This is a genomic window from Synechococcales cyanobacterium T60_A2020_003, assembly GCA_015272205.1.
In the GTDB taxonomy this organism is placed as follows: Bacteria; Cyanobacteriota; Cyanobacteriia; order RECH01; family RECH01; genus JACYMB01.
Map to the genome: position 1 here is coordinate 1 of JACYMB010000023.1, position 20,567 is coordinate 20,567.

Here is a 20,567-nt window from a genome sequence, read left to right on the forward strand (position 1 = left end):
GCCCCAGCACAGATTCTTCGATCCAGAAGGTGAGGCTTCCCCTAGCCTTCAATCCAGCGTTATACTCTGACCAGTTGCGGATGCGGTATTGAGGTTTCATGGCAGGTTTTATGTGTGATAACTGAAATTTACCATGCCTCTCCTGCCCGCAACCCCTCTTTCATGCAACAACGCCGTTCCCACCCAAAAAGATTGAATTAGTCATGAAGTAGATTTATGTCGATTTAAGGTCTATTCCAGAAGCATCGGATATTGAAAACGTCACTGAATTGAACTGAGTTGAGTCGAACTGCCATTTCACTTACCTATTGAGGATTCTAGATACTTTGAATTCTTCTTGAGAACGCTGAAAAGCAATCTTGAAGCCTTCGCGCCTTCTACTGCACAAAAGAATATTAATCTAGCCATCCTAGATGAAGTATTAATTCCCCTTCCCCCACTAGCTGAACAAAAGCGCATCGTTGTCAAAGTCGATGAACCTGAATGACTGACAAAAGTTGTAGAGGCTAGAACAGAGACTAGGCAGGAAGTGGAGCTTGGTATAAGCTGACAAGTTACCACACAAACCAGCACGACCGATGACTCCAACTTCCCGACTCTACGATGCGCTCAACGACTATCTGCGTCAATCCGAGTACCAATGGCGCGATGTGCGGCATCTGAAGACACTCTGCTGGATGGTGATTGGCATCCTAGAGAGCCAAAGCGTGGTTAAAGGATCAATGTCCTCCGATCCTGGTCATTACGGGGCTAGATGACCAAGATTCCGTTGATCAGGCGTTTGCCGCAGGTGCCGTCGATTACGTCACCAAACCTATTCACTGGGCGGTGTTGCGTCAGCGGGTGCGTCGTCTGCTCCAGGCAAGTTGGGCTACGGCTGAATTGCGCCGCCTTGCCTCGGTCGATGGTCTAACGCAAATTGCCAACCGCCGCACGTTTGATCGCCGCCTCCAAGCCGAATGGATTCGAGCCTGTAATAGCGGAGTGTCCATCCCCTCATCATGTGCGACATCGATTTCTTCAAACCTTACAACGACACCTATGGTCACCAAATGGGCGATGATTGTCTAAAACAAGTTGCCGTCCATCTGCAAAGTGAGGCTCAGCGTCCAGCCGATGTGGTGGCGCGTTACGGTGGCGAAGAGTTTGCTATTTTATTACCAAATACAGAACGGGCGATCGCCCAAAGCATTGCAGAACACCTACGCAGCACGATCGAAGCTGCGGCAATTCCCCACAGGGTTTCTCCCTTTCAATATGTCACCGCTAGCTTTGGCGTTTCTTCGATTACGCCGTCGCTCCTAAACGCCCCTGCCCAACTGATTACAGAAGCGGATAGAGCGCTTTATGACGCCAAAGCCAAAGGACGCAATCAAGTATCTGTTCAGCAGAACCACGAAAAGGAAACGTGAGATATATAACCGACGGCTGAGGACGAAGGAGACCTCTACACCGTATGATGAAGTCAATATTGCGACGTTTGACTCAATTTGTGCGATTGTGGCTGATGTTTTGCATAATTAGATGCTTATATTTTGCCGTCAGAGCATAGTCGGGCATTGGTTGGAATTTACATCCTATCCACATTTGGATCAAACCCTTGTACGGAGTGACTACACAAAGTTTTTAGAGGAGCATGTACGAGCAAAAAGCAGCCCAGGATCGAGTGGTCAATATCGTGTTAGTCGAAGATGACGAAGTGGATGTTATGAATATTCAGCGAGCTTTCAAGCGTGCGAATATTGTCAATCCGCTCTATATTGCCTCTAACGGTCTTGAAGCCTTGGATATTCTACGAGGTAAAAGTGACAAGTACACGCATCTTCCGAGTGAGCGTCGGTTGGTGCTTCTGGATTTAAATATGCCGAAAATGGGTGGCATCGAGTTCTTGAATGAGTTGCGAGCCGATGAAGCGCTGCGGGCAACACCAGTGGTGGTTCTAACAACATCTAATCAAGATCAAGACCGAGTCGAAGCCTACAATCTCAATGTCGCTGGCTACTTACTTAAACCCGTGACCTTTGCGACCTTTGCTGAGTTGATGGTGGCTCTTAATAAGTACTGGACTCTATGCGAGATGCCGTAGAACGATGGGAGCATCCCACGTTTGCAAATTTATCAAGGTCTGGAGGGCATCTTGCCCGCGAGCGGGACGCTCGCACTACCCGTACAAAATTGGGATGCTCCCTGGAACGATGGTGTCTGTTTCGAATAATGTTCTTCTTTCAAACTAGCGTTTTTAGATTTTTATTTAAACAAAATGTGCCAATTTTTGGATCAACATTGTCAAGCGGATGGTATTAGATTCGGTTAATTCAGTTGAAGTCTTTTTAATGAATTTCTGTACTGATTTAAGTGAGTTATGAAAGAGTGTTTTAGGATTTTAATTGTAGATGATGATGTCGATCGCATGGCCGTGCGTCGAGCGTTGGTGCGGTCGGGTGTGCAGACTCAGATCCAAGAGGTGCAGAGTTGCAAACAGGCGATCGCTTGTTTGCGCGATGAGACCTTTAGCTGCGTGTTTTTGGACTATCAACTCCCGGATCAGGACGGTCTATCTCTAGTCCAGCAAATTCGGCAAAACAGTATTAATGTTCCCCTGGTGGTGCTGACGGGGCAAGGCGATGAACGCATTGCCGTAGAACTGATGAAGGCAGGCGCGACGGATTATGTTGCGAAATCTCGGATTTCTCCAGAACTGCTGGCGAAGGTACTCCAAAACGCGATTCGGGTTCACCAGGCTGAGCAACAGGTTTGGATCGCGAACGAGCAACTGCGAGCCAGTAATGAATTGTTGCGGCAACAAAATAAGGAATTGGAACGGCAGCGACAGCAAATTCAGGTTCAAAATCTACGCTTGCTTGAAGCATCTCGGCTCAAATCCCAGTTTTTGGCTACAATGTCCCACGAGCTACGGACACCGATGAACGCCATTATTGGCTTTTCGCAATTGCTCCTCAGACCGCAGAAAACGTCTCTAACAGAAAAGCAGCGGGATATGGTGCAGCGAATTCTCAATAACGGGAAGAATTTGCTGACCATGCTCAATGAAATCTTAGATTTTTCCAAAATTGAGGCAGGTCGTTTAGAACTGCAACCGGAGCCGATTGATATCCAAGCGATCGCCCGGACTACCGTGGAAGAATTGCGATCGCTCGCGGAGGAAAAGTGTTTAGGTTTGGACGTTCAGGATTCGTTGCTTGATCCCAAAGTCGTGAACGATCCGCACCGATTGCGGCAAATTCTGGTTAATTTGCTGTCAAACGCCATTAAGTTCACTGAATCGGGTCGAATCACGGTTAGTCTAACCGAGCCGACGCCTGATCAGGTGGCGATCGCTGTTTCCGACACAGGAATTGGGATTGCGGCGGATGATTTGCTGCATATTTTTGAGGCCTTTCGTCAAGCCGACCAGTCTACCACTCGCCATCATATGGGGACAGGATTAGGCTTAGCGATTACCTATTCCCTAGTGAAAATGATGGACGGTGAAATTACCGTCGAAAGCCGACTAGGAGAGGGATCAACGTTTAATATCTATCTCCCGCGCCATGTTGTGGTGAAGGGGTGCCCCGCGCCAATGCCATCGCGAATCCTGGAAACGAATGTGTCGCGCTGAGCGGGGCTAACATTGGTTTGAAATCTCTTAGTTCATTCGCAAGAGAGATACCCATCCGCCAAATCCTTGCGTAGAATTTAAGCCTGTGTAGGGCTACAGATAGATGTTAAGGCAACGGTATTCGCCTAAAGTTTCTAGAATCTTGCTGACTAGGTAGCCCAATATGTTTCCTGAGGTCATGCTACTTCTACTCTTAAGATATAGCGCCATCGGTTGTGAAGTCTGACACAATGGGGCGTGCATAGATAGCGATATTTTAATCTCCGATCGGGCATTCAGACGACGCAGAAGTAAGAGATATAAGAACGTCTGCTATTTTATGTGCGCCCGGACTTGGAGAAGATGGGCGTAGAGCAGCCTAGCGATCGCCCTAGGCCTAGCCAGACCTATCCATTACTGTCAATGTAGCTATTGCCTGCCATGTCATCCAACTGTGCTTACCTCGAAGGCAGCCCAAACGTCGATCACATCCTTGCCGTTGACGATACGCCGGATAACCTATTTTTGATTGAGGCCATCCTAGAAGAGGAACACTACCGTATCAGTCTAGCGCAGGATGGACAGTCTGCGTTGGAACAGATTGAAGACTGCCCACCGGATCTAATTCTGCTGGACGTCATGATGCCCGGTATGGACGGTTACGAGGTGACGCGACGTATCCGCCAGAATAAAAACCTTCCCTATATTCCGATCCTGCTCATTACAGCTCATGATAAGTCCAGCGTGGTTGAGGGCTTAGGAGCCGGAGCCGATGACTTTGTTCGTAAACCCGTTGATGCGGACGAAGTGCTGGCACGGGTGCGATCGCTGCTTCGCCTCAAGCACAGCATCGACGCCCAGGCTCAGATGGCTCAACAGCGAGAAGATTTCGTCGCTCGCCTCACCCACGACATGCGGACTCCCCTGGTAGCCGCTAACCGAATGCTGACCCTCTTTCAGCAAGAGGCATTCTGCCCTATTTCGCCTGACATGAAAGAGGCAATTGACATTATGATACGCAGTAATGAGGACTTATTGCGGATGGTCAATACCCTTTTAGAGGTGTATCGCTACGAGGCTGGCTATAAAGAACTCACCTTTGCACCATGTAATCTCAATGAGCTACTTATAGAAGTCCTAGAAGAGTTAACCCCATTAGCGAAGCAGAAAAATCTTCAGATCTCCCATGGTTCGTCAGAGCCTAAACTCTGGATTCAAGCCGATCGCCCTGAGATGAAGCGGGTTTTCGTGAACTTAGTTGGAAACGCGATTAAGTTCACCGATCAAGGGCGGATTGACATTACGGTTTCTGGCAACTCCGAACCACCCGTTCCGCTGCAAACGGGCGATCGCCCCTGGGTAAAAATGGAAATCTGCGACACCGGATGCGGTATTTCTCCAGAGGATCAGGCCGTCATTTTTGAGCGATTTCGGCAGGGAACCCATAAGCGCTCAGGCAATGGTTTAGGGCTTCACTTGGTGAGCCGCATTATTGAGGCGCATCAAGGATTGCTGGCCGTAGAGTCTGAACTTGGGCAGGGTAGCACGTTTACGGTTTATTTACCGATGCTAGCTTTGGCATGAGTGATATAGGTACGGTTTTTCCCTCATGCGTTTCGAGATGTTAATTCCTGCATTTCAAGATGTTAATCAGATAGAAATATAAACTTAAGAATTTCGTGAAATAGTGCTTTTAGAAATATAAACTTAAGAATTTCGTGAAATAGTGCTTTTGAGGAGAAAATTGTAGTCAGGATTGGTAGTAACACGGATTATCAATCGTTCACGAGATAACGAGGATTAACCATGAATATCATTGCTTGGATCGTTTTGGGGCTTGTCGCTGGGGCGATCGCGAAGGCGATTTATCCTGGAGATCAAGGGGGTGGCATCCTGGCAACCATGCTGCTGGGAATTGTGGGTGCATTTTTAGGTGGCACTATTTACACCTTGGTCACCACAGGGCAGTTTGCGCTCGCGGGCGTAGCCTTCAGCATTGGTGGCTTCATTGTGGCTATATTGGGCGCAATGCTCGCCATTTTCCTGTGGGGATTAGTGGCACGCCGCGCGTAGGCCCATCGTAATTTGAGCTTAAAACTGAGGGACTCAGGATGAACGCAGGAGAAGTCGATCCTTCTTCCGAATTGTTTATCCTGAGTTTTTGGGTATAACGGTACCCAACGTGCTCTTCGTGCAAGGGGGTAACCTTGTTAGGGTTAAGGCAGGGCGTATCTCAGTTTTGTAGCCCTCACCCTACATCCCTCTCCCACGGGGCGAGGGACTCCGAGCCGACTTTTCTCCTTGCGGGAGAAGGGGGTGGGAGATGAGGGTTCACAAGCCTGATTGCAAATTCGGGATGCACTCAGTTAAAGCATCCTTAACCATTTCTTGAGCCATTTAGCTGGGTATAGATCTAAACGAAGTCATACATCCGTACAATAGCTAACTTGGACGATTGTTTGCAGTAAGTGTTGGACAGCCTACTGTGCAATCTAGCAAATCTTAGTACAGTGGTCTCCTTAAGTTAACAGAGGAATTTATCCTATGGTTGCGATTTCATCAGTGCATGCACGAGAAATTCTCGATTCTCGTGGTAATCCAACGGTTGAAGTGGATGTTGTCTTAGACAGCGGAAGTAAAGGACGAGCAGCGGTGCCGTCGGGAGCCTCTACCGGAATTCGAGAAGCACTTGAACTACGAGATGACGATCCCAAGCGCTATGGTGGCAAGGGCGTTCTGAAAGCCGTTGCGAATGTAAATGGCCCGATCGCCTCCGCGTTGAAGGGAATGGATGCCTCGGATCTCGCAGTCGTCGATCGCACCATGCTGGAGTTAGACGGAACGGAGAATAAGGCTAAATTGGGAGCCAACGCGATTCTAGGTGTATCGATGGCCGTTGCACGCGCCGCCGCGATCGCCGCTGACAAACCCCTCTATCGCTATTTAGGAGGAGATGATGCCGTACTGCTTCCCGTTCCTTGCTTTAATATTTTGAACGGTGGTGCCCACGCCGATAACAGTGTGGACTTTCAGGAGTTCATGATTGCGCCCGTGGGAGCGACCACCTTCAGCGAGTCTCTGCAAATGGGTGCTGAAGTGTACCACGCGCTGAAGTCGATCCTGAAGGGCAAGGGCTACAGTACTGGAGTGGGCGACGAAGGCGGATTTGCACCGAACCTAAAGGCGAACGTGGAAGCGATCGACCTGATCCTGGCGGGTGTTGAAAAGGCGGGATTGAAAGCGGGGGATCAAATCGCGATCGCCCTGGATCCGGCAACCAGTGAACTCTACCGCGAAGACGGTTCCTATGAGTTCTACAAATCGGACAAGAGCCGCAAGAGTTCCACGGACATGATTGACCTCTGGGAAAGCTGGGTGAATCAGTATCCCATCGTATCCATTGAAGACGGTCTGGGTGAGCAGGATTGGGAAGGCTGGCAGCAGTTGACCCAGCGCTTGGGCAGTCGGATTCAGTTGGTGGGTGACGATGCCTTTGTGACCAATCCCAGCATTATCAAACAGGCGATCGCCGATGGGGTGGGCAACTGCACCCTGGTGAAGGTGAACCAGATCGGATCGATTACGGAAACCTTGGAGGCGATCGCCCTGTCTCATTCGGGCGGGTACACCTACATGGTCAGCCACCGTTCGGGCGAAACCCCGGATGATTTCATTGCGGATCTGTCCGTAGCGACGGCGTCGGGACAGATTAAGACGGGTGCGCCTTGCCGAGGGGAGCGCCTATCGAAGTACAATCAGCTTCTCCGCATTGAGGAAGAGCTGGGCAGTGCGGCGAAGTATGCAGGCTGGAGCACCTTTAAGAAAGGCTAGGAAGGACTATTACTCCCCCTTACCAAGGAGTTAGAGAGCAATAGCACTGAAATAAGCTAAGTGCGATCGCCAAAAACCCCGGATTCTTCGAGAATCCGGGGTTTTTTAAACCTTTAGGTCAGTACGATTCAGTCTGAAGGCGATCGCCCTTCGAAACGCCCTATCGCAGTCGAAAAATATCAGCATAGACCGCGTGTTCTTCAATCAAGCGAATCGGGTTGGGAGAATCATAAACAGCTAGTAGGTTGGGCACCGCCCACCGTTCCTAATCTACGCCGCTTGCGGGGGCAGTAATTGAATGTTGGTAAAGACAAACTCGTTGGTCGAGACTTTACCATGTACCTCGGTTTGAATCACCCGCCGACTGAGGATATAGTAGTCGCCCACTTTCTCATAGCTGTCCTCAAACAGACTCTTGCCGCCCCTTTGTTCGCCCGTTTTGGGGTCGTGGTACACCGAGTCATAGGTGTGGGAGAGGTAGCCCGCCTCGGTTTTGTGGGTAGTGAAGGTATTAATCGTGATCACGGTGCCGTGGATATGGCGATGCACCAGCGTCACTTCGTTGTCTTTCACTTCATAGCGATCGCCCGTCGCCTTACCCCCCATGACAATTTCCACCGCGCCCGATGGCTGGGTTGCCCCATATTCAAAGGTATTTTCCCCGTGGGTTTGTTCAAAACTCCGCCGCACTCGGTGAATTGCGGTTTCCCACAATTGGCCATGAATCAGCCTTTGCGCCTGTTCATCCGCCACGTCCGTCACCTGAGCGGACATATCGGCGTTTACCTGAGCTTTCCCGGTGTAGGTTGTACCGTCCATGGTCAGGGTGACATCGGCGGTATAGCCCGGAAAGTGGCTATCCCAGGTGTAGCGGTTTTCGTAAGCGGCACGAAAGAGATCCTGGGCGGACACTTGCACTGCGGTCATGAAACTCTCCTTAACGTGAACGTAAGTCAATGGATCGATGAAAATAGGTGTCGATTCCCTTCCTCAGTGTAGAAAGTTTTGGATAAATCGGCAGTTTCAAATGATTGCGGTTGGAACGGGGGTAGGTCTATAGAGGGTGCAAATCGCCAATCGGAGCAAGGTTAGGGGCTTGTAAATCCATAACTTCATGGTGGTGCGTTACGCTGAAGCTAACAGCACCCTACAGCCTGAGCAACCCCTTTACAATTCTAGGCTTACGAAGCGGGAACAGGGGCTAACTCCGCCGGAGCATAGCGAATATTGGCCTTATGCAGTCGATCCAGGGCTTCCTGAAGGCGATCGCAATCGGCAATCAAGCTAATGCGTACATAACCCTCACCGCCAATCCCAAAGGCATTTCCGGGCGTAACCACAACCCCGGTTTGCTGAAGCACCGAGAGGGCAAAGTCCGTGGAGGTCATTCCCGGCGGACAGGGTGCCCAGAGGTACATCGTAGCTCGGGTTTTGGGAATATCCCAGCCTAACTCCGCCAAACCTTTGATTAAGAAGTCGCGCCGCGTCCGGTAGCGGGTTTGCACCTCGTCTAGGTAGACATCCGGCAATTGGAGGGCGGTTTCCGCAGCGGTTTGCAGGGCTGCAAAAATGCCGTAATCCATATTGGTTTTCAGGGTGCGGAGTCCCTGAATGATGTGGCGATTGCCCACCACAAAGCCGACCCGCCAGCCTGCCATGTTGTAGGTTTTCGAGAGGGTGTGGAACTCGACGCTGATATCCTTCGCACCCGGAATTTCTAGTAAACTCGTTGGCTGGTAGCCATCAAAGGCCAGTTCCGCATAGCAGAGGTCATGCACCAGCATAATTTCGTAGTGCTTGGCAAAGGCCACCGCTTCCTCAAAAAATTCACGGGGAGCCGTTGCGGCGGTGGGATTGCTGGGATAGTTGAAATACAGCATCTTGGCGCGTTGGGCAACGGCTTCGGGAATCGTTGAAAAGTCGATTACCCAGCCGTTATCCGGTGACAGCACCACTTGATGGATCTCTCCCCCCGCAATCAATGGCCCTCGGAAATGGGCAGGGTAGGCCGGAGTTGGGACTAAAACCAGATCCCCCGGATTTACATAGGCGATCGCCAAATGGGTCAAGCCCTCCTTAGAACCGAGGAGAGGCAAGGCTTCCCCGTCGGGGTCAAGCTGCACCCCATAGCGACGTTCGTACCAACTGGTAATCGCCTTACGAAAATTGGCCGTTCCTTCAAAAGGAGGATAGCCGTGGTTTTTGGAATCTTGCAGGGCAGCGATCGCCGCATCCACCACCGGCTGAGGCGTGGGGCCATCGGGGTTGCCCATGCCTAGGTCAATCAAATCTAACCCTTGTTCCCGTGCCTTCGCCTTTAATTCATCCAGACGGGCAAACACATAGGGAGGCAAAGCTTTCAACCGATCAGCAGGAGTAATCCAATCAAAACTCATCACCTAAACCTCCTGACCGTTTGATTCTTGATTTTCCAAAGGGGCGATCGCCTCGTCCGATCGTCCAGACTGGGACATCACCGTGGTAGACACCATCGCCGCCACCACATGCTCGGGGCTAACCGCAAAGGGTAAACGATGAATATCCGACTGTTCCGCGCAGGCCACCGTCGCGGCATGGTGCAACTCTGCCACCGTCAACCGATCTAAGCCCATGGCCTCTAGCGTTGTCGGTAAGCCAATCTGACCGTAAAAGGTGAGCAACTGCTGGCGTGCCGTTTCCGCAAGGCGATTTCCCTGCACCAGTTCTTCTAACCGCAACTGCACCAAAATGCCGAACGCCACCTTTTCCCCGTGCAGAATATCGTGACACTGGGGCAGATGGGTCAATCCGTTATGAACCGCATGAGCCGCCACCGTGCGACACTGGGCACCGCCGATGCCGCCAATCACGCCAGCCAGCAGCACACTAGCATCCACCACATCCTGCCACACCTCACCACCGGGGTTCGCCAATGCCTCAACGGACTTTTGGAACAGCAAATCCCGCAAGACCCGCGCCTGCTGCACCGCCGCCACCAGCAACGTCCGGCTACTGTGACCGCTGCTCACCGAGGCTTCATACCACTTGGCGATCGCGTCTCCAATGCCAGCTACCAGAGTCCGCTGAGGTGCAGTCTGAACCAGGTCATAATCCAAAATCAGCAGATCGGGGCACCGTGCCAAACCGACATCATACTGAAACGCACCGTCCTCGGAGTAAATATTGGAAAGGGCTGTCCAGGCCGCACAGGTGGCCGCCGAGGTGGGAATGGTGACAATCGGCAAATTACACTGATAGGCCAACAATTTCGCCGCATCGAGGGCCTTACCGCCGCCCACGCCCAAAATCACATCGGCCTGATGCTGCTCTACCGCAGCCCGCAACGTTGCCAAGGCCGCCTCCGAGCAATCCGCACCGTAGGAGGCTTCAGCGATCGCCCCACCGTAGGCATCCAGAGATTCTGCTAAAACCGGACGAATCACATCCAAGGTGCGATCGCCCCCAACCACAAGCGGACGAGTTCCCAATGCCGCGATCGCCCCACCCGCCTGACCTAACATTCCGGCTCCCCGCAGCACTTGGGCTGGGGCGATCGCCAAACTCGGTAATGCAACATTCGGACTGGGCGAGGCGTACGTCATAGGTTTTTTCAATGCTTTCAATCGGTAAACAACACTCTACTACACCGGACAGAGATCAGCGTTCAGTTCACAAACTCCTCATCGACCGGGGGGAGTTTGGCAATATTGTCGGGATACAGCGTAAACCGCATCTGATCATCCTTTCGTACAAACAGCGATCGCTCCACTTCCCCCAATAGGATGGGTTGCGATACCCCCGGTTTGGGGTGCAGCAGCGTTCGTGCCTGAATCGTCATCGTATCGCCACCGCGCCGACTGAGCCGTCCAGGGGAAAAAAGATTGCTGGCCGCTTGCTCCAAGGTGGCGCGGACTTCGTCTTCGGTCACATGGGGCGGCAGCGCAATCACCGCTCGATTCGCTCCTTGGTCAAAGACTGTCGAAAAACGCACCGCTCCGGGAATGGTTGTCCGGGTAAAGGGAACCAAGCCTAGGGCAAAGATGCCCACCGTCAGCACCACCATAAACCCCGTCGAGCCGACTAACCGAAACCGAATGCCCCACTTAAACGCAAATGCAATGAGGGTTAAGACCAGGAAAGCTAAGGTCAGGTAGGCTGACCATTTGGATGCAAGTAAAAAATCTTCGTTAGTTGGCATGGGTATCTGAGAAATTTCGAGCGACCGGAAAAATGGCGTTGACCTCAGTTAGAAAATTCTATCGAAGCAAGGGGACAGACATCCCACAGAGATTTCGGAGAGCTCAAGGACACAATGGTCTGAGTTGCTGCTGCTGCGCGAGCTTAGTCGTCTTCGTTGCTGATCACCGCCTCGCATGCGGGACTATTATTCTGTTCTAGTGCGGCTTTCAGCGTATGCCAACACAGATTGGCGCACTTAATCCGAACCGGAAACTGTGCCACACCTTGCATCACATTGAGTTTGCGCAAGTCTTTAGGGAACTCCGCTTCTCCTTTCATCATGGCTTGGAAGGTTTTCACCATCTCCAGGGCTTCGGCTGAGGTTTTGCCCCGCAGTGCCTCCGCCATCAGGTCAACGGATGCCATGGAAATGGCACAGCCTTCCCCTTCAAAGCGGACATCTTGGATGCGATCGCCCGTTTCATCCAGATGCAGCGTTAGCTCAATGGTGTCTCCGCAGGAGGGGTTGTGCCCCTTTTGGTAGCGATCGGTGGGTGTGGCTTTTCCCCGAAATTTGGGCTTCTTATAGCGTTCGAGGATTACGGTTTGGTATAGATCGCGCAGATCGTTCAATGCCATGAGGACTCGGTAATGTCTAGAACGTACTCCTTTCGATCCTATCAGGGTGATTTCGTTTTCAGGCGAATTCTGATCGGGAAAGCTGAGTTTTGTAGTGACAAGACTGGCTTAAGCGCCCTAGCGTTCATTCAACTTGGTTCGCCCCACCGTCCTTCACAGGCAGGATGTCACTTACTGACGATACTGATTAACATGGGAAATACTGACCTTTGCAATGTAGGTTTGCAAACTGTTGGCGTTTTCTGAGTGGATACTCAACCCTCGGAGTCGATCCTCTCTTTCACTAGTTCAGTTTAGAAATTGATGTAAATCTCTTGTAGTTGCCTGATGGAGCCGTTTCCCAGGGAGAGGAGTTGGAGGTATGCAACGAACTGTTGCAATAATCCCAAAGACGACATTAAGTAATTCAGTTCATTTCCTGAATTCTTGACAATTCCAGTTTTAATGAATATGAGGACTGGGCTACTCAATGGTTTGTCCTCCGGTCATTGGTGTTTGCTGGCGATGTTCGCCACCCTCTAAATCTGTTACTAGCAACCTGGCTTTCTCTCAGCGCCTCTTCCCAGGTATTCGCAATAAACCTACAGCGAAGGTGGATGTCCTACGCCATTTAAGAAGGAGAAATTCCATGCTGAATACAACCGCGTATTCTATTGACACGATTCGTGATGAAGTGCGCCATTTAACTGAGCAAAAAGTGCTGGATCGTCACCAACCCATCTACACTACTCTATGCCGCTATTTCCCTTCGCGTGAGTGGGTTTGCATTGAGTGTGAGTTAGAGCAAAATGACTTCCTCATGCGCGATCGCATTGGCGATTTAATTGGGCAGGAAACGTGGGGTGATGATTAGATACTTGCATTTGAACCTGTACTTCATACACACAAGGTGATGTTTCCAGGGAATTGCGTAGGCGTGAGGATGTATGCGTAGTTGATTCAGCTTAGGCACAGGGTTTAAAAAACTCAGTTGAAATTTAAGATGTAATTGATACGAGTGCTAGGGTAAAGCGTAGACTACTACGTTCCCTAGCATTTTTGATATGGAGGGTCTCAAATGGAAGACAGCATGAATGATTTCCAGGATTTTCTAACACGGGACTGTGCCTACGTAGCCATTGGTGAATTTAAACCTGGAAAATTTGCAGAAGCACGGATTCTCTACGAAGAGGCTGTGTCTACCTACGCCGATGGATTTAAGGGAGCTTACCTGCTGCAAGAACCGGGGAGCGATCGCGGCATTTCCATCATTCTCTGGAAGAGTGTGGAGGATATGGAGGCGAACCAAACCGAGGTATATAATGCCATTCTGAAAAAAATGGCTCCTCTGTTTGCCCAAACCCCTGAAACCCAGATCTATGAGGTGATGTGTGCGGTACACCCTTAACGATGTCCTCTCGGCGTAGCACAATGGAAGTTGAATAGGATGCTGCCGTTTTTAGGTGTCCAACCGGATGATTCTAGACGGGCGGCTGTGTTGAATGGATCACGCTAGGGATATGGCGATCGCAATTATCACCTTCTATAAATTTGTGTCCTTGCCAGATTATGCAGAGCAGCGAGATGTTCTACATTCTCTCTGCGACCAGCAGGGCGTAAAAGGCACCATTCTCTTAGCCGAAGAGGGCATTAATGGAACTCTTGCTGGTTCTCCAGAGGCAATAGACACCGTTCTGGCTACCCTCCGCGAAGACAGCCGTTTTGCTGACTTAGACTGGAAGCGATCGCTGGCTGACAAGATGCCCTTTGAACGGCTGAAGGTAAAGCTCAAGCGTGAGATCGTCACCTTTGGCGTACCGGAGGCCAACCCGACCCACCTCGTAGGAACCTATGTGGAACCGCAGGATTGGAATGCCTTAATTTCCGATCCAGAGGTGGTGGTGATCGATACGCGCAATGAGTATGAAGTGGCGATCGGCACGTTTCAGCGGGCGAAAAATCCCAGCACCCGGTCTTTCCGTGAATTTCCAGACTACGTGCAGCAGACCCTAGATCCGACAAAGCACCGTAAAGTCGCCATGTTTTGTACGGGGGGAATTCGGTGTGAAAAGGCTTCGTCCTATATGCTTTCCCAAGGCTTTGAAGAGGTCTATCACCTGAAAGGTGGCATTCTGAAATATTTGGAAGAGGTGCCGCCCGATGAAAGCCTGTGGCAAGGCGAATGCTTTGTATTTGATCAGCGGGTAGCGGTGCAGCATGGCGTTGCTCCCGGCTCCTACGATAGCTGTCGGGGATGCGGTCGCCCGATCTCAGAGGCGGATAAAATCCATCCTGACTATGAAGAGGGGGTCTGCTGCGCCCACTGTGCGGGCAGCCTGACAGACGAGCAAAAAGCCGGACATCGAGAACGGATGCGCCAACTTCGGTATGCAGGGCGATCGCCCGCCCATTAAGGGATTAGACCAGAGGATTATCAAATTTGCGTTAACCTCCGAACCCGAACGAGACACTCTCGATTCAGGCATGGGAGAATAAGCGGCAGATACTATTCCTGATCGCCTGTTTTTTGGTTAATTACGTACAAAGCATCCCTTTGCTTCTTCGGTGCCATGCTAAAACACTTGATTTTGGTCTGCGGGGCGTCCTTAGCGTTTGTGGTTGCCCTCGGCGAGCGCAATGAAGCTCTAAAGTTCACAGCAACAGCGGTGGGTGCCTCATGCGTGAGTTTTGCCGCCACGAGTTTTTTGCTGGAACGGGAGCGCACTCGCAAAAATCAACAGGCGATCGCCGAAGCCTATTTAGAATTTCTCCGTACCTTAGATCAGCAGCGATTCACCCCAAAAACGCCCTGTCGCCCTGTCGCCTGCCAGGGATGTCGTCATTATCATGGGCGGAGCTATGGGGGCACGATGCTGATTTGTGGAATGCATCCCTACGGCGTGGAGGAGGAAACCTGCGGGGATTGGGAATCGGGATTGTCCGCCGTAAGGGGCGATCGCTAGTAGTTAAAACAGTACTTTTGTACTAAAATAGGAATATCGCAAGCACATAAAACTATGCCGACTTCCACCATTCGCTTCTCTAAAACCACACTACACGACACCGAATTGGGCAAAATTGAAATTCCCAATAAAAAAATTGCGGTTTGGATCAATTTTCTAACCGCCCCTAAGCAGCAAGCCCAAATTATTTCCGCCGATCAGCAGCGCAATGGGTTAATCCTGTATTTCCAAGCCCCAGACAATTTGTACACCTACCTCGATCACCGCATCAACGGAGAACATGCCGACGAACCCCCCTCCAAGGCAAGCCGTCGCGCTAACCACCCAGAACCGCACCCGGTCGCAAGCTAATCTCTATCTCTGCGTTCCAGCACGCAGGCAATTTCCAGAACCTATGCTGTTGCCTCCGCGATCCGATACACGAAATTAAATGTTGCCCAAGCATTGACATCCAGGGCAAAGCTATCGTCAGGAATATCAACCGTGGGGGGCAACGGCTGGCTGGCGTTGTGAATATCTTCTAGAACCGCTTGCGCCACCGCCAGTGGTTGAGATAGTTGGCTAGAGCGGCGAGAACGATTGGTGGCTCGAATAATTTCGGCCAGGATCGTAAAGCTTTGGGTCAGCGGACGACGGCTGAAGATGACGTAGGTTTCCGCAATGCCCGTTGGCTCTTGAATCACCCAAGCCGGCGCCAGGTTGCTTTGGGGTAAGGTCACGATTTCGCCTGCGGGGATGACGCTCGTGTTCAGCACCTGCTGGAAGCCCATAGACGAACTGTCGAGAATAGCCGCCGTGGGATAGAATGCAACGGCATTGCCTACGGTGTCTAGTCCTAATAATAGGAAGTACACAGGGCGATCGCTGTAGTTTTGCAGTCGGTATTGGATGTGACTGCCCGCCTCTAATACTGGAACTTCACCCGTGCTGGTAAATAATTCGGTTAAGCGTCCCTGGGGGAGTTCCCACGGTGCCCGACTGGTTTCCTGCTGCGCCAAAATCCGTTCCTGGGGCGTGACCATTTCCAACACCGCCCGTACACCGAGGCGCGATGATCCGGAATTTTCGGTCAGACGCAACAACTTTGTACTGAGCAGGGTATGGAGTTTGGGAGTAAGACGATTGACAGCAGTTTTCACCGCTTCGTCTGAGTTGGCCATGGTGTTGGGCATAGCGGTGTGCCCCAGATAGAACAAGCCGTATCCTTTACGAGTATTAATTGGTTGGGGATTGGACGGGGTGTCGGCGATCGCCCCCGGTTCACTGGGTAATGATGCGGTCAGGGAGTCGGCGGACGTGTCAATTTTTCCAAATAGACAATCGGCAGGTTGCTCACCACCTACCACGGAGGATACGCCCGGAATCGCGGCAAAGGCGCTAGTGGCATCCACCCGTTCCACTCGTTCTAGACTGTTATCCAGAGCCACGGTCAGCCCCACATTTCGAGGCAGAACCCGCACATACTCGCGAATGGGCTGTCCAGGCTGAAGGATTTGAGCAAGGCGCAACGATTCACTGCTGACGGGACGCACTTTTAATAGCAATCCATCCTGCGATCGCACCTGCACCAGCAATTCAGGATCTGCTGCCGTTTCCGCACTTGGGTCTGCTTGTCTTTCAATGGTTAACAGCGAGTTCACTTCATAGGAACCCAGCAACGGGGCAGGCATTCCAGCAAGCCAGATTTTAATCGTTTTGTTGTCGGCATCGATCGCTTGCACCACGCCATCCGCCCCCATCGGCCAAACGGGCGTTGAGTAGTAGGGCAACAACGATTTTTCAGACGCCTTCAGTCCTGCAATCCAGGGTTGTTGGCGATCGCCCATCACTTGGCTGACCATGCCATCCACGCGGCTCAGGGCTGTTTTTAATGTGGTGTCTGGGGTAGAACGCCATAAATATTGAGTCAGCGCATAGGTGAACAGTCCGGCATTGAATCCCTGCCACTGCCCCTCCACAACGGCTTGTCCTGGATGCGCCGCTGCCAGAACCAACCCCGGCATTTGAGTAAAGGCTGGTATCGTGGTGATCTGAGCTTGGAGCTGTTTGCGCGTTAGTTTAAGATTCGTGAGTAATAATTCTTGCCGTTCGATCGCGTCGCCTCGTAACGTTCCCGTCGGTGTAGCGGGGCGCGATCGCAGGCGGAGGGTTCCCCCTTCGATCTGATCTAGGGGCTGACCGTAGCCGACATCGAAAACGGTGACGATTTGATCCGTCGAGAGCGATCGCAGCAACAGCGCAATCGTATCTTCCAGCAGATCATTAATAACCGGATTCTCTTCGGTGGGTAAAACGCCATCAATGGGCACAAAACTGTTGTACTCCACAATCTGCGTCGGAGCCGCGCTATCCACGACCTTAACCCGACTTCCCAACCCGCTGAAATGAACCACCACAATATCGCCGGGATGTACCTGCCGCGTTAGATGATCCAGAAACGCGGCTTCGATGCCTTCACGCGTGGCCTGTTCATCCGTCACGGTCAAGACATCGCTGGGCTGGAACCCAAACCGAGATACTAACAGTTCTTGCTGGAGCCGCACATCGGTCAAGCAGCCATTTAAAGCGGAACCCCAAGCCGGGGTGCGATCGCTCACCGACTCAGGGTAATGGTTAATGCCAACGAGTAGCGCTAACTTGCGTCGAGCGGGTTGGGCGAGAGCCTGCTGGTACTGAGTCGCGAGGGTAGACAGTCCAACCTGGCTCACTCCAAGGCTGGCTAGCACCACTGCTGACTGCTGAAGAAAGGCTCGTCGCTTCAATCCCACTTCATTTCTCTATGCTTCAACAGGAACCTTCATGACTTTTGCCAGTTCCGCTGCAACTTCAGGACGAGAGAACTCTGGCGGTGGCAATTCACCACGGCGCAGCATCTCCCGTACCTTCGTACCCGACAAATGAATCCGCTGCTCTGGTGTGCTGGGACTGGTCTTTGTCGTCGCCATCGACTGAGTACGAGTGCAGTAGAAAGCATGCTCAAACTTCATTGGAACGATCCCTAAAGCAGCAGGATCAAATTCATCAAAGATGTATTGAGCGTCATATGTTCCATAATAGTCGCCTACGCCCGCATGATCACGTCCAACAATGAAGTGGGTGCAACCATAGTTTTTGCGGATCAGGGCATGGAAAATGGCTTCCCGTGGGCCTGCATAGCGCATCGCGGACGGATTGATCGCCAGAATGACGCGATCGTGGGGGAAGTAGTGCTCCAGCATGATTTCGTAGCAGCGCATCCGCACATCAGCGGGAATGTCGTCGCTCTTGGTGGCACCCACCAGAGGGTGCAGGAACAGACCATCTACCGTTTCCAGCGCACACTTTTGAATGTACTCGTGGGCACGGTGAATCGGGTTTCGGGTTTGGAAGCCCACAACCGTTTTCCAGCCCCGCTCTTTGAACAACTGGCGCGACTCGGCAGGATCAATCTGGTAGGTGGGGAACAGGGGATGGGGATCCCGCTGCATCAACCACACGGGGCCAGCCAGGTTTACAGGCCCTTGCTCGTACACCACTTTTACGCCAGGATGCTTCTCTTCGTTGGTGCGGTAGACGTGAATCGCCTCTTGAAGCTTGTCGTAGTGATACTTCTCGGTCAGTTCTAAAACACCGACAAATCGACCCTCGGCGTCATCCAAGCGAATCTGCATTCCCTCGGTTAGGGGAGCCGCAACCTCTTCGCTGACGGATAGGGTCACGGGGATTGCCCAGGGGAGACCGTTTGCCAGATGCATCTCCTGGACTACGGCGTTGTAGTCCTTCTGACCCATGAAGCCATCCAAGGGGCTAAATCCACCGATCGCAATCATTTCCAGATCAGAAACAGCCCGCTGATCGATGGTGATTCGAGGTAAGCTGTCGGCCTTGCTCAGAAACTCTGCTCGCTGGTCGGGCGTAGCAATTCGGTTAATTAACGTTCCGCCATGGGGCGCAATACCCGTGTATTGACTCAAGATCTTTCCCTCTCCGCGTCAACGACTGTAGTTACTAAAAAGAATATAAAGAAAACGTAACATCTAGGGGTACCCAGTTGTAAATTCGTAGACTAATTCATACGGCTTTTGCACTGGATACATCTAGGAATAAATCCTAATGCGAATCCAATGCAGTTTTACCTAGATCCGGTAACTTTACCAAATTCTCATGCTGGGTGTGTTGACGCGAGAGGCTCAATAATGCCGCCACCGAGCAGTATTGAATTGCTCTCTAAGTCATACCAAACGGCAGCTTGCCCTGGCGTAATACTGAACTGAGGGTCGTCGAACACAATCTTGACCCGATCATCTCCACCATCGGAAGAAAAAGGAACAATGGTGGCTGGAACTGCAGGCGAACGATATCGGATTTGTGCCGCTGCCCGAATCGGCGTTGTCGGAGGGACGATCGCTACCCAGTTCACCCGCTTGACTGTACATTCGGGATGGAAGGCACTGGCGCGATCGCCCACAATCACCTGATTACGTCCCACATTAAAGCCAATCACATACAGCGGATGGGAAGCCGCAACACCCAATCCCTTGCGTTGACCGATGGTGTAATTGTGAATGCCTGTGTGGTGTCCTAAGACTTTCCCCGACTGATCGACAATGTCTCCGGGCTTGGGGGCAAGGTACTGTTCCAGGAAGGTTTGCATGGAACCGTGGGCTTCAATGAGGCAGAGATCTTGGCTTTCCGGTTTCTCCGCTGTGGACAAGCCAAACTCCGCTGCCAGACGGCGGGTTTCCACCTTGGTATGCTCTCCCAACGGAAATAGCGTCCCTGCCAGGAGATCTTGGGTGAGGTCGTAGAGGAAATAGGACTGATCTTTGATCCTATCGATGGCGCGTAGAAGCTGGTAGCGATCGCTCGCCGCATCATACTTGATCCGGGCGTAGTGACCCGTGGCAATTTTGGGAACACCGAGTTCCTCCTGGGCATAGCGCAGCATGGGGCCAAATTTGACAGCGCGATTGCACTGGGAGCAAGGGAGAGGAGTCACTCCTGCTTCATACCCAGACACCAGATAATCCACGATGTTTTCCTGAAACGTATCGCGGATATCGACAATTAAATGTTCAACGCCGAGTTGTTCACAAATTCGCGCCGCATCCACCATGCCATCTGAGCAGCACTGACCTTTCCCCTTCATTAGCCAAAGGGTTAGACCAATCACGTCATATCCTTGATGGTGCAAGCTAGCGGCGGCAACAGAACTGTCTACGCCTCCCGATAGCCCAACGACGACTTTTTCCATGAATGCAGCATTAACTCAGTGCTCGAGAACAGCTTTATTCTAGCGTCTCAACCCGGAAGTTATTCCCATTCCGAGTAGTAGTCACCACTGTAAGGCTGGACGCCAATCGCTGGGTATGAGCTGGTTGACTGACATAATCTTTTCTAGTAGGTTGGGTGAAACACCG

Annotated in this window: 21 protein-coding genes and 1 pseudogene; 13 read left to right on the forward strand and 9 right to left on the reverse strand. The window is 51.7% G+C overall.

Features of this window, described 5'->3' with window-relative positions; all coding sequences use genetic code 11:
* Positions 1-100, reverse strand: a 100-nt coding sequence (locus tag IGR76_01005; GenBank protein MBF2077121.1) for an IS5/IS1182 family transposase, incomplete at its 3' end; no start/stop codon positions are given.
* A 189-nt stretch (positions 101-289) separates the two neighbouring features.
* On the opposite strand from IGR76_01005, the gene IGR76_01010 reads away from it, so the two are divergent.
* The 8 genes and pseudogenes from IGR76_01010 (at position 290) to eno (ending at position 7,429) form a co-directional block, all read left to right on the forward strand.
* Complete coding sequence (locus IGR76_01010; GenBank protein MBF2077122.1) at positions 290-487, forward strand: restriction endonuclease subunit S; 198 nt, start codon at positions 290-292, stop codon at positions 485-487.
* 91 nt (positions 488-578) lie between these two features.
* Positions 579-758 carry a hypothetical protein gene (locus tag IGR76_01015; protein ID MBF2077123.1) on the forward strand — a complete coding sequence of 60 codons (180 nt, stop codon included), beginning with the start codon at positions 579-581 and terminating at the stop codon, positions 756-758.
* Positions 733-1,412: pseudogene (locus IGR76_01020) on the forward strand (diguanylate cyclase). The gene IGR76_01015 and the pseudogene IGR76_01020 overlap by 26 nt, the downstream one beginning before the upstream one ends.
* A gap of 224 nt (positions 1,413-1,636) precedes the next feature.
* Positions 1,637-2,086: a response regulator gene (locus tag IGR76_01025; GenBank protein ID MBF2077124.1), complete on the forward strand. Its 450-nt coding sequence runs from the start codon at positions 1,637-1,639 to the stop codon at positions 2,084-2,086.
* Positions 2,087-2,362: 276 nt separating this feature from the next.
* Positions 2,363-3,619 carry a response regulator gene (locus IGR76_01030; protein ID MBF2077125.1) on the forward strand — a complete coding sequence of 419 codons (1,257 nt, stop codon included), beginning with the start codon at positions 2,363-2,365 and terminating at the stop codon, positions 3,617-3,619.
* A gap of 420 nt (positions 3,620-4,039) precedes the next feature.
* Positions 4,040-5,182 (forward strand): hybrid sensor histidine kinase/response regulator, encoded by a 1,143-nt coding sequence (locus IGR76_01035; GenBank protein ID MBF2077126.1) that lies wholly within the window; start codon positions 4,040-4,042, stop codon positions 5,180-5,182.
* 222 nt (positions 5,183-5,404) lie between these two features.
* On the forward strand, positions 5,405-5,671 hold the full coding sequence (locus IGR76_01040) for a GlsB/YeaQ/YmgE family stress response membrane protein (GenBank protein ID MBF2077127.1): 267 nt from the start codon (positions 5,405-5,407) through the stop codon (positions 5,669-5,671).
* Positions 5,672-6,142: 471 nt separating this feature from the next.
* Positions 6,143-7,429 carry a phosphopyruvate hydratase gene (gene eno / locus IGR76_01045; GenBank protein ID MBF2077128.1) on the forward strand — a complete coding sequence of 429 codons (1,287 nt, stop codon included), beginning with the start codon at positions 6,143-6,145 and terminating at the stop codon, positions 7,427-7,429.
* A 270-nt stretch (positions 7,430-7,699) separates the two neighbouring features.
* Here eno and IGR76_01050 read toward each other — a convergent pair whose 3' ends face one another.
* From IGR76_01050 to IGR76_01070, 5 genes are all read right to left on the reverse strand, one after another.
* Positions 7,700-8,356, reverse strand: a complete 657-nt coding sequence (locus IGR76_01050; protein ID MBF2077129.1) for a DUF3386 domain-containing protein — start codon at positions 8,354-8,356, stop codon at positions 7,700-7,702.
* A 254-nt stretch (positions 8,357-8,610) separates the two neighbouring features.
* On the reverse strand, positions 8,611-9,825 hold the full coding sequence (locus IGR76_01055; GenBank protein MBF2077130.1) for an aspartate aminotransferase: 1,215 nt from the start codon (positions 9,823-9,825) through the stop codon (positions 8,611-8,613).
* 3 nt (positions 9,826-9,828) lie between these two features.
* Positions 9,829-11,010: an iron-containing alcohol dehydrogenase family protein gene (locus IGR76_01060; protein ID MBF2077131.1), complete on the reverse strand. Its 1,182-nt coding sequence runs from the start codon at positions 11,008-11,010 to the stop codon at positions 9,829-9,831.
* A 62-nt stretch (positions 11,011-11,072) separates the two neighbouring features.
* Positions 11,073-11,606, reverse strand: coding sequence for a Ycf51 family protein (locus IGR76_01065; GenBank protein ID MBF2077132.1), 534 nt, complete (start codon positions 11,604-11,606; stop codon positions 11,073-11,075).
* A gap of 143 nt (positions 11,607-11,749) precedes the next feature.
* On the reverse strand, positions 11,750-12,226 hold the full coding sequence (locus IGR76_01070; GenBank protein MBF2077133.1) for an SUF system NifU family Fe-S cluster assembly protein: 477 nt from the start codon (positions 12,224-12,226) through the stop codon (positions 11,750-11,752).
* Between the two features lie 628 nt (positions 12,227-12,854).
* Between IGR76_01070 and IGR76_01075 the strand changes: the two genes are divergently transcribed.
* The 5 genes from IGR76_01075 (at position 12,855) to IGR76_01095 (ending at position 15,519) form a co-directional block, all read left to right on the forward strand.
* Positions 12,855-13,079, forward strand: a complete 225-nt coding sequence (locus IGR76_01075; GenBank protein ID MBF2077134.1) for a DUF4327 family protein — start codon at positions 12,855-12,857, stop codon at positions 13,077-13,079.
* Positions 13,080-13,295: 216 nt separating this feature from the next.
* Positions 13,296-13,613: an antibiotic biosynthesis monooxygenase gene (locus tag IGR76_01080; protein ID MBF2077135.1), complete on the forward strand. Its 318-nt coding sequence runs from the start codon at positions 13,296-13,298 to the stop codon at positions 13,611-13,613.
* A 112-nt stretch (positions 13,614-13,725) separates the two neighbouring features.
* Entirely contained in the window at positions 13,726-14,619 is an 894-nt protein-coding gene (locus tag IGR76_01085; protein MBF2077136.1) for a rhodanese-related sulfurtransferase, read from the forward strand.
* Between the two features lie 156 nt (positions 14,620-14,775).
* The gene (locus IGR76_01090; protein ID MBF2077137.1) at positions 14,776-15,168 is read left to right on the forward strand and encodes a hypothetical protein; all 393 of its coding nucleotides are present in this window, start codon (positions 14,776-14,778) and stop codon (positions 15,166-15,168) included.
* Between the two features lie 54 nt (positions 15,169-15,222).
* Positions 15,223-15,519 carry a hypothetical protein gene (locus IGR76_01095; protein MBF2077138.1) on the forward strand — a complete coding sequence of 99 codons (297 nt, stop codon included), beginning with the start codon at positions 15,223-15,225 and terminating at the stop codon, positions 15,517-15,519.
* Positions 15,520-15,560: 41 nt separating this feature from the next.
* Here IGR76_01095 and IGR76_01100 read toward each other — a convergent pair whose 3' ends face one another.
* The 3 genes from IGR76_01100 to mnmA form a co-directional block, all read right to left on the reverse strand.
* Entirely contained in the window at positions 15,561-17,936 is a 2,376-nt protein-coding gene (locus tag IGR76_01100) for a caspase family protein (protein ID MBF2077139.1), read from the reverse strand.
* A 9-nt stretch (positions 17,937-17,945) separates the two neighbouring features.
* Entirely contained in the window at positions 17,946-19,121 is a 1,176-nt protein-coding gene (gene sat, locus IGR76_01105) for a sulfate adenylyltransferase (protein ID MBF2077140.1), read from the reverse strand.
* Between the two features lie 188 nt (positions 19,122-19,309).
* Complete coding sequence (gene mnmA / locus IGR76_01110) at positions 19,310-20,401, reverse strand: tRNA 2-thiouridine(34) synthase MnmA (GenBank protein MBF2077141.1); 1,092 nt, start codon at positions 20,399-20,401, stop codon at positions 19,310-19,312.
* Positions 20,402-20,567 lie beyond the last annotated feature (166 nt).

Coding starts and splice junctions, on each gene's coding strand:
- IGR76_01015 (MBF2077123.1), top strand. CDS start 579: ATGACTCCAACTTCCCGACTCTACGATGCGCTCAACGACTATCTGCGT.
- IGR76_01025 (MBF2077124.1), top strand. CDS start 1,637: ATGTACGAGCAAAAAGCAGCCCAGGATCGAGTGGTCAATATCGTGTTA.
- IGR76_01030 (MBF2077125.1), top strand. CDS start 2,363: ATGAAAGAGTGTTTTAGGATTTTAATTGTAGATGATGATGTCGATCGC.
- IGR76_01035 (MBF2077126.1), top strand. CDS start 4,040: ATGTCATCCAACTGTGCTTACCTCGAAGGCAGCCCAAACGTCGATCAC.
- IGR76_01040 (MBF2077127.1), top strand. CDS start 5,405: ATGAATATCATTGCTTGGATCGTTTTGGGGCTTGTCGCTGGGGCGATC.
- eno (MBF2077128.1), top strand. CDS start 6,143: ATGGTTGCGATTTCATCAGTGCATGCACGAGAAATTCTCGATTCTCGT.
- IGR76_01050 (MBF2077129.1), bottom strand. CDS start 8,356: ATGACCGCAGTGCAAGTGTCCGCCCAGGATCTCTTTCGTGCCGCTTAC.
- IGR76_01055 (MBF2077130.1), bottom strand. CDS start 9,825: ATGAGTTTTGATTGGATTACTCCTGCTGATCGGTTGAAAGCTTTGCCT.
- IGR76_01060 (MBF2077131.1), bottom strand. CDS start 11,010: ATGACGTACGCCTCGCCCAGTCCGAATGTTGCATTACCGAGTTTGGCG.
- IGR76_01065 (MBF2077132.1), bottom strand. CDS start 11,606: ATGCCAACTAACGAAGATTTTTTACTTGCATCCAAATGGTCAGCCTAC.
- IGR76_01070 (MBF2077133.1), bottom strand. CDS start 12,226: ATGGCATTGAACGATCTGCGCGATCTATACCAAACCGTAATCCTCGAA.
- IGR76_01075 (MBF2077134.1), top strand. CDS start 12,855: ATGCTGAATACAACCGCGTATTCTATTGACACGATTCGTGATGAAGTG.
- IGR76_01080 (MBF2077135.1), top strand. CDS start 13,296: ATGAATGATTTCCAGGATTTTCTAACACGGGACTGTGCCTACGTAGCC.
- IGR76_01085 (MBF2077136.1), top strand. CDS start 13,726: ATGGCGATCGCAATTATCACCTTCTATAAATTTGTGTCCTTGCCAGAT.
- IGR76_01090 (MBF2077137.1), top strand. CDS start 14,776: ATGCTAAAACACTTGATTTTGGTCTGCGGGGCGTCCTTAGCGTTTGTG.
- IGR76_01095 (MBF2077138.1), top strand. CDS start 15,223: ATGCCGACTTCCACCATTCGCTTCTCTAAAACCACACTACACGACACC.
- mnmA (MBF2077141.1), bottom strand. CDS start 20,401: ATGGAAAAAGTCGTCGTTGGGCTATCGGGAGGCGTAGACAGTTCTGTT.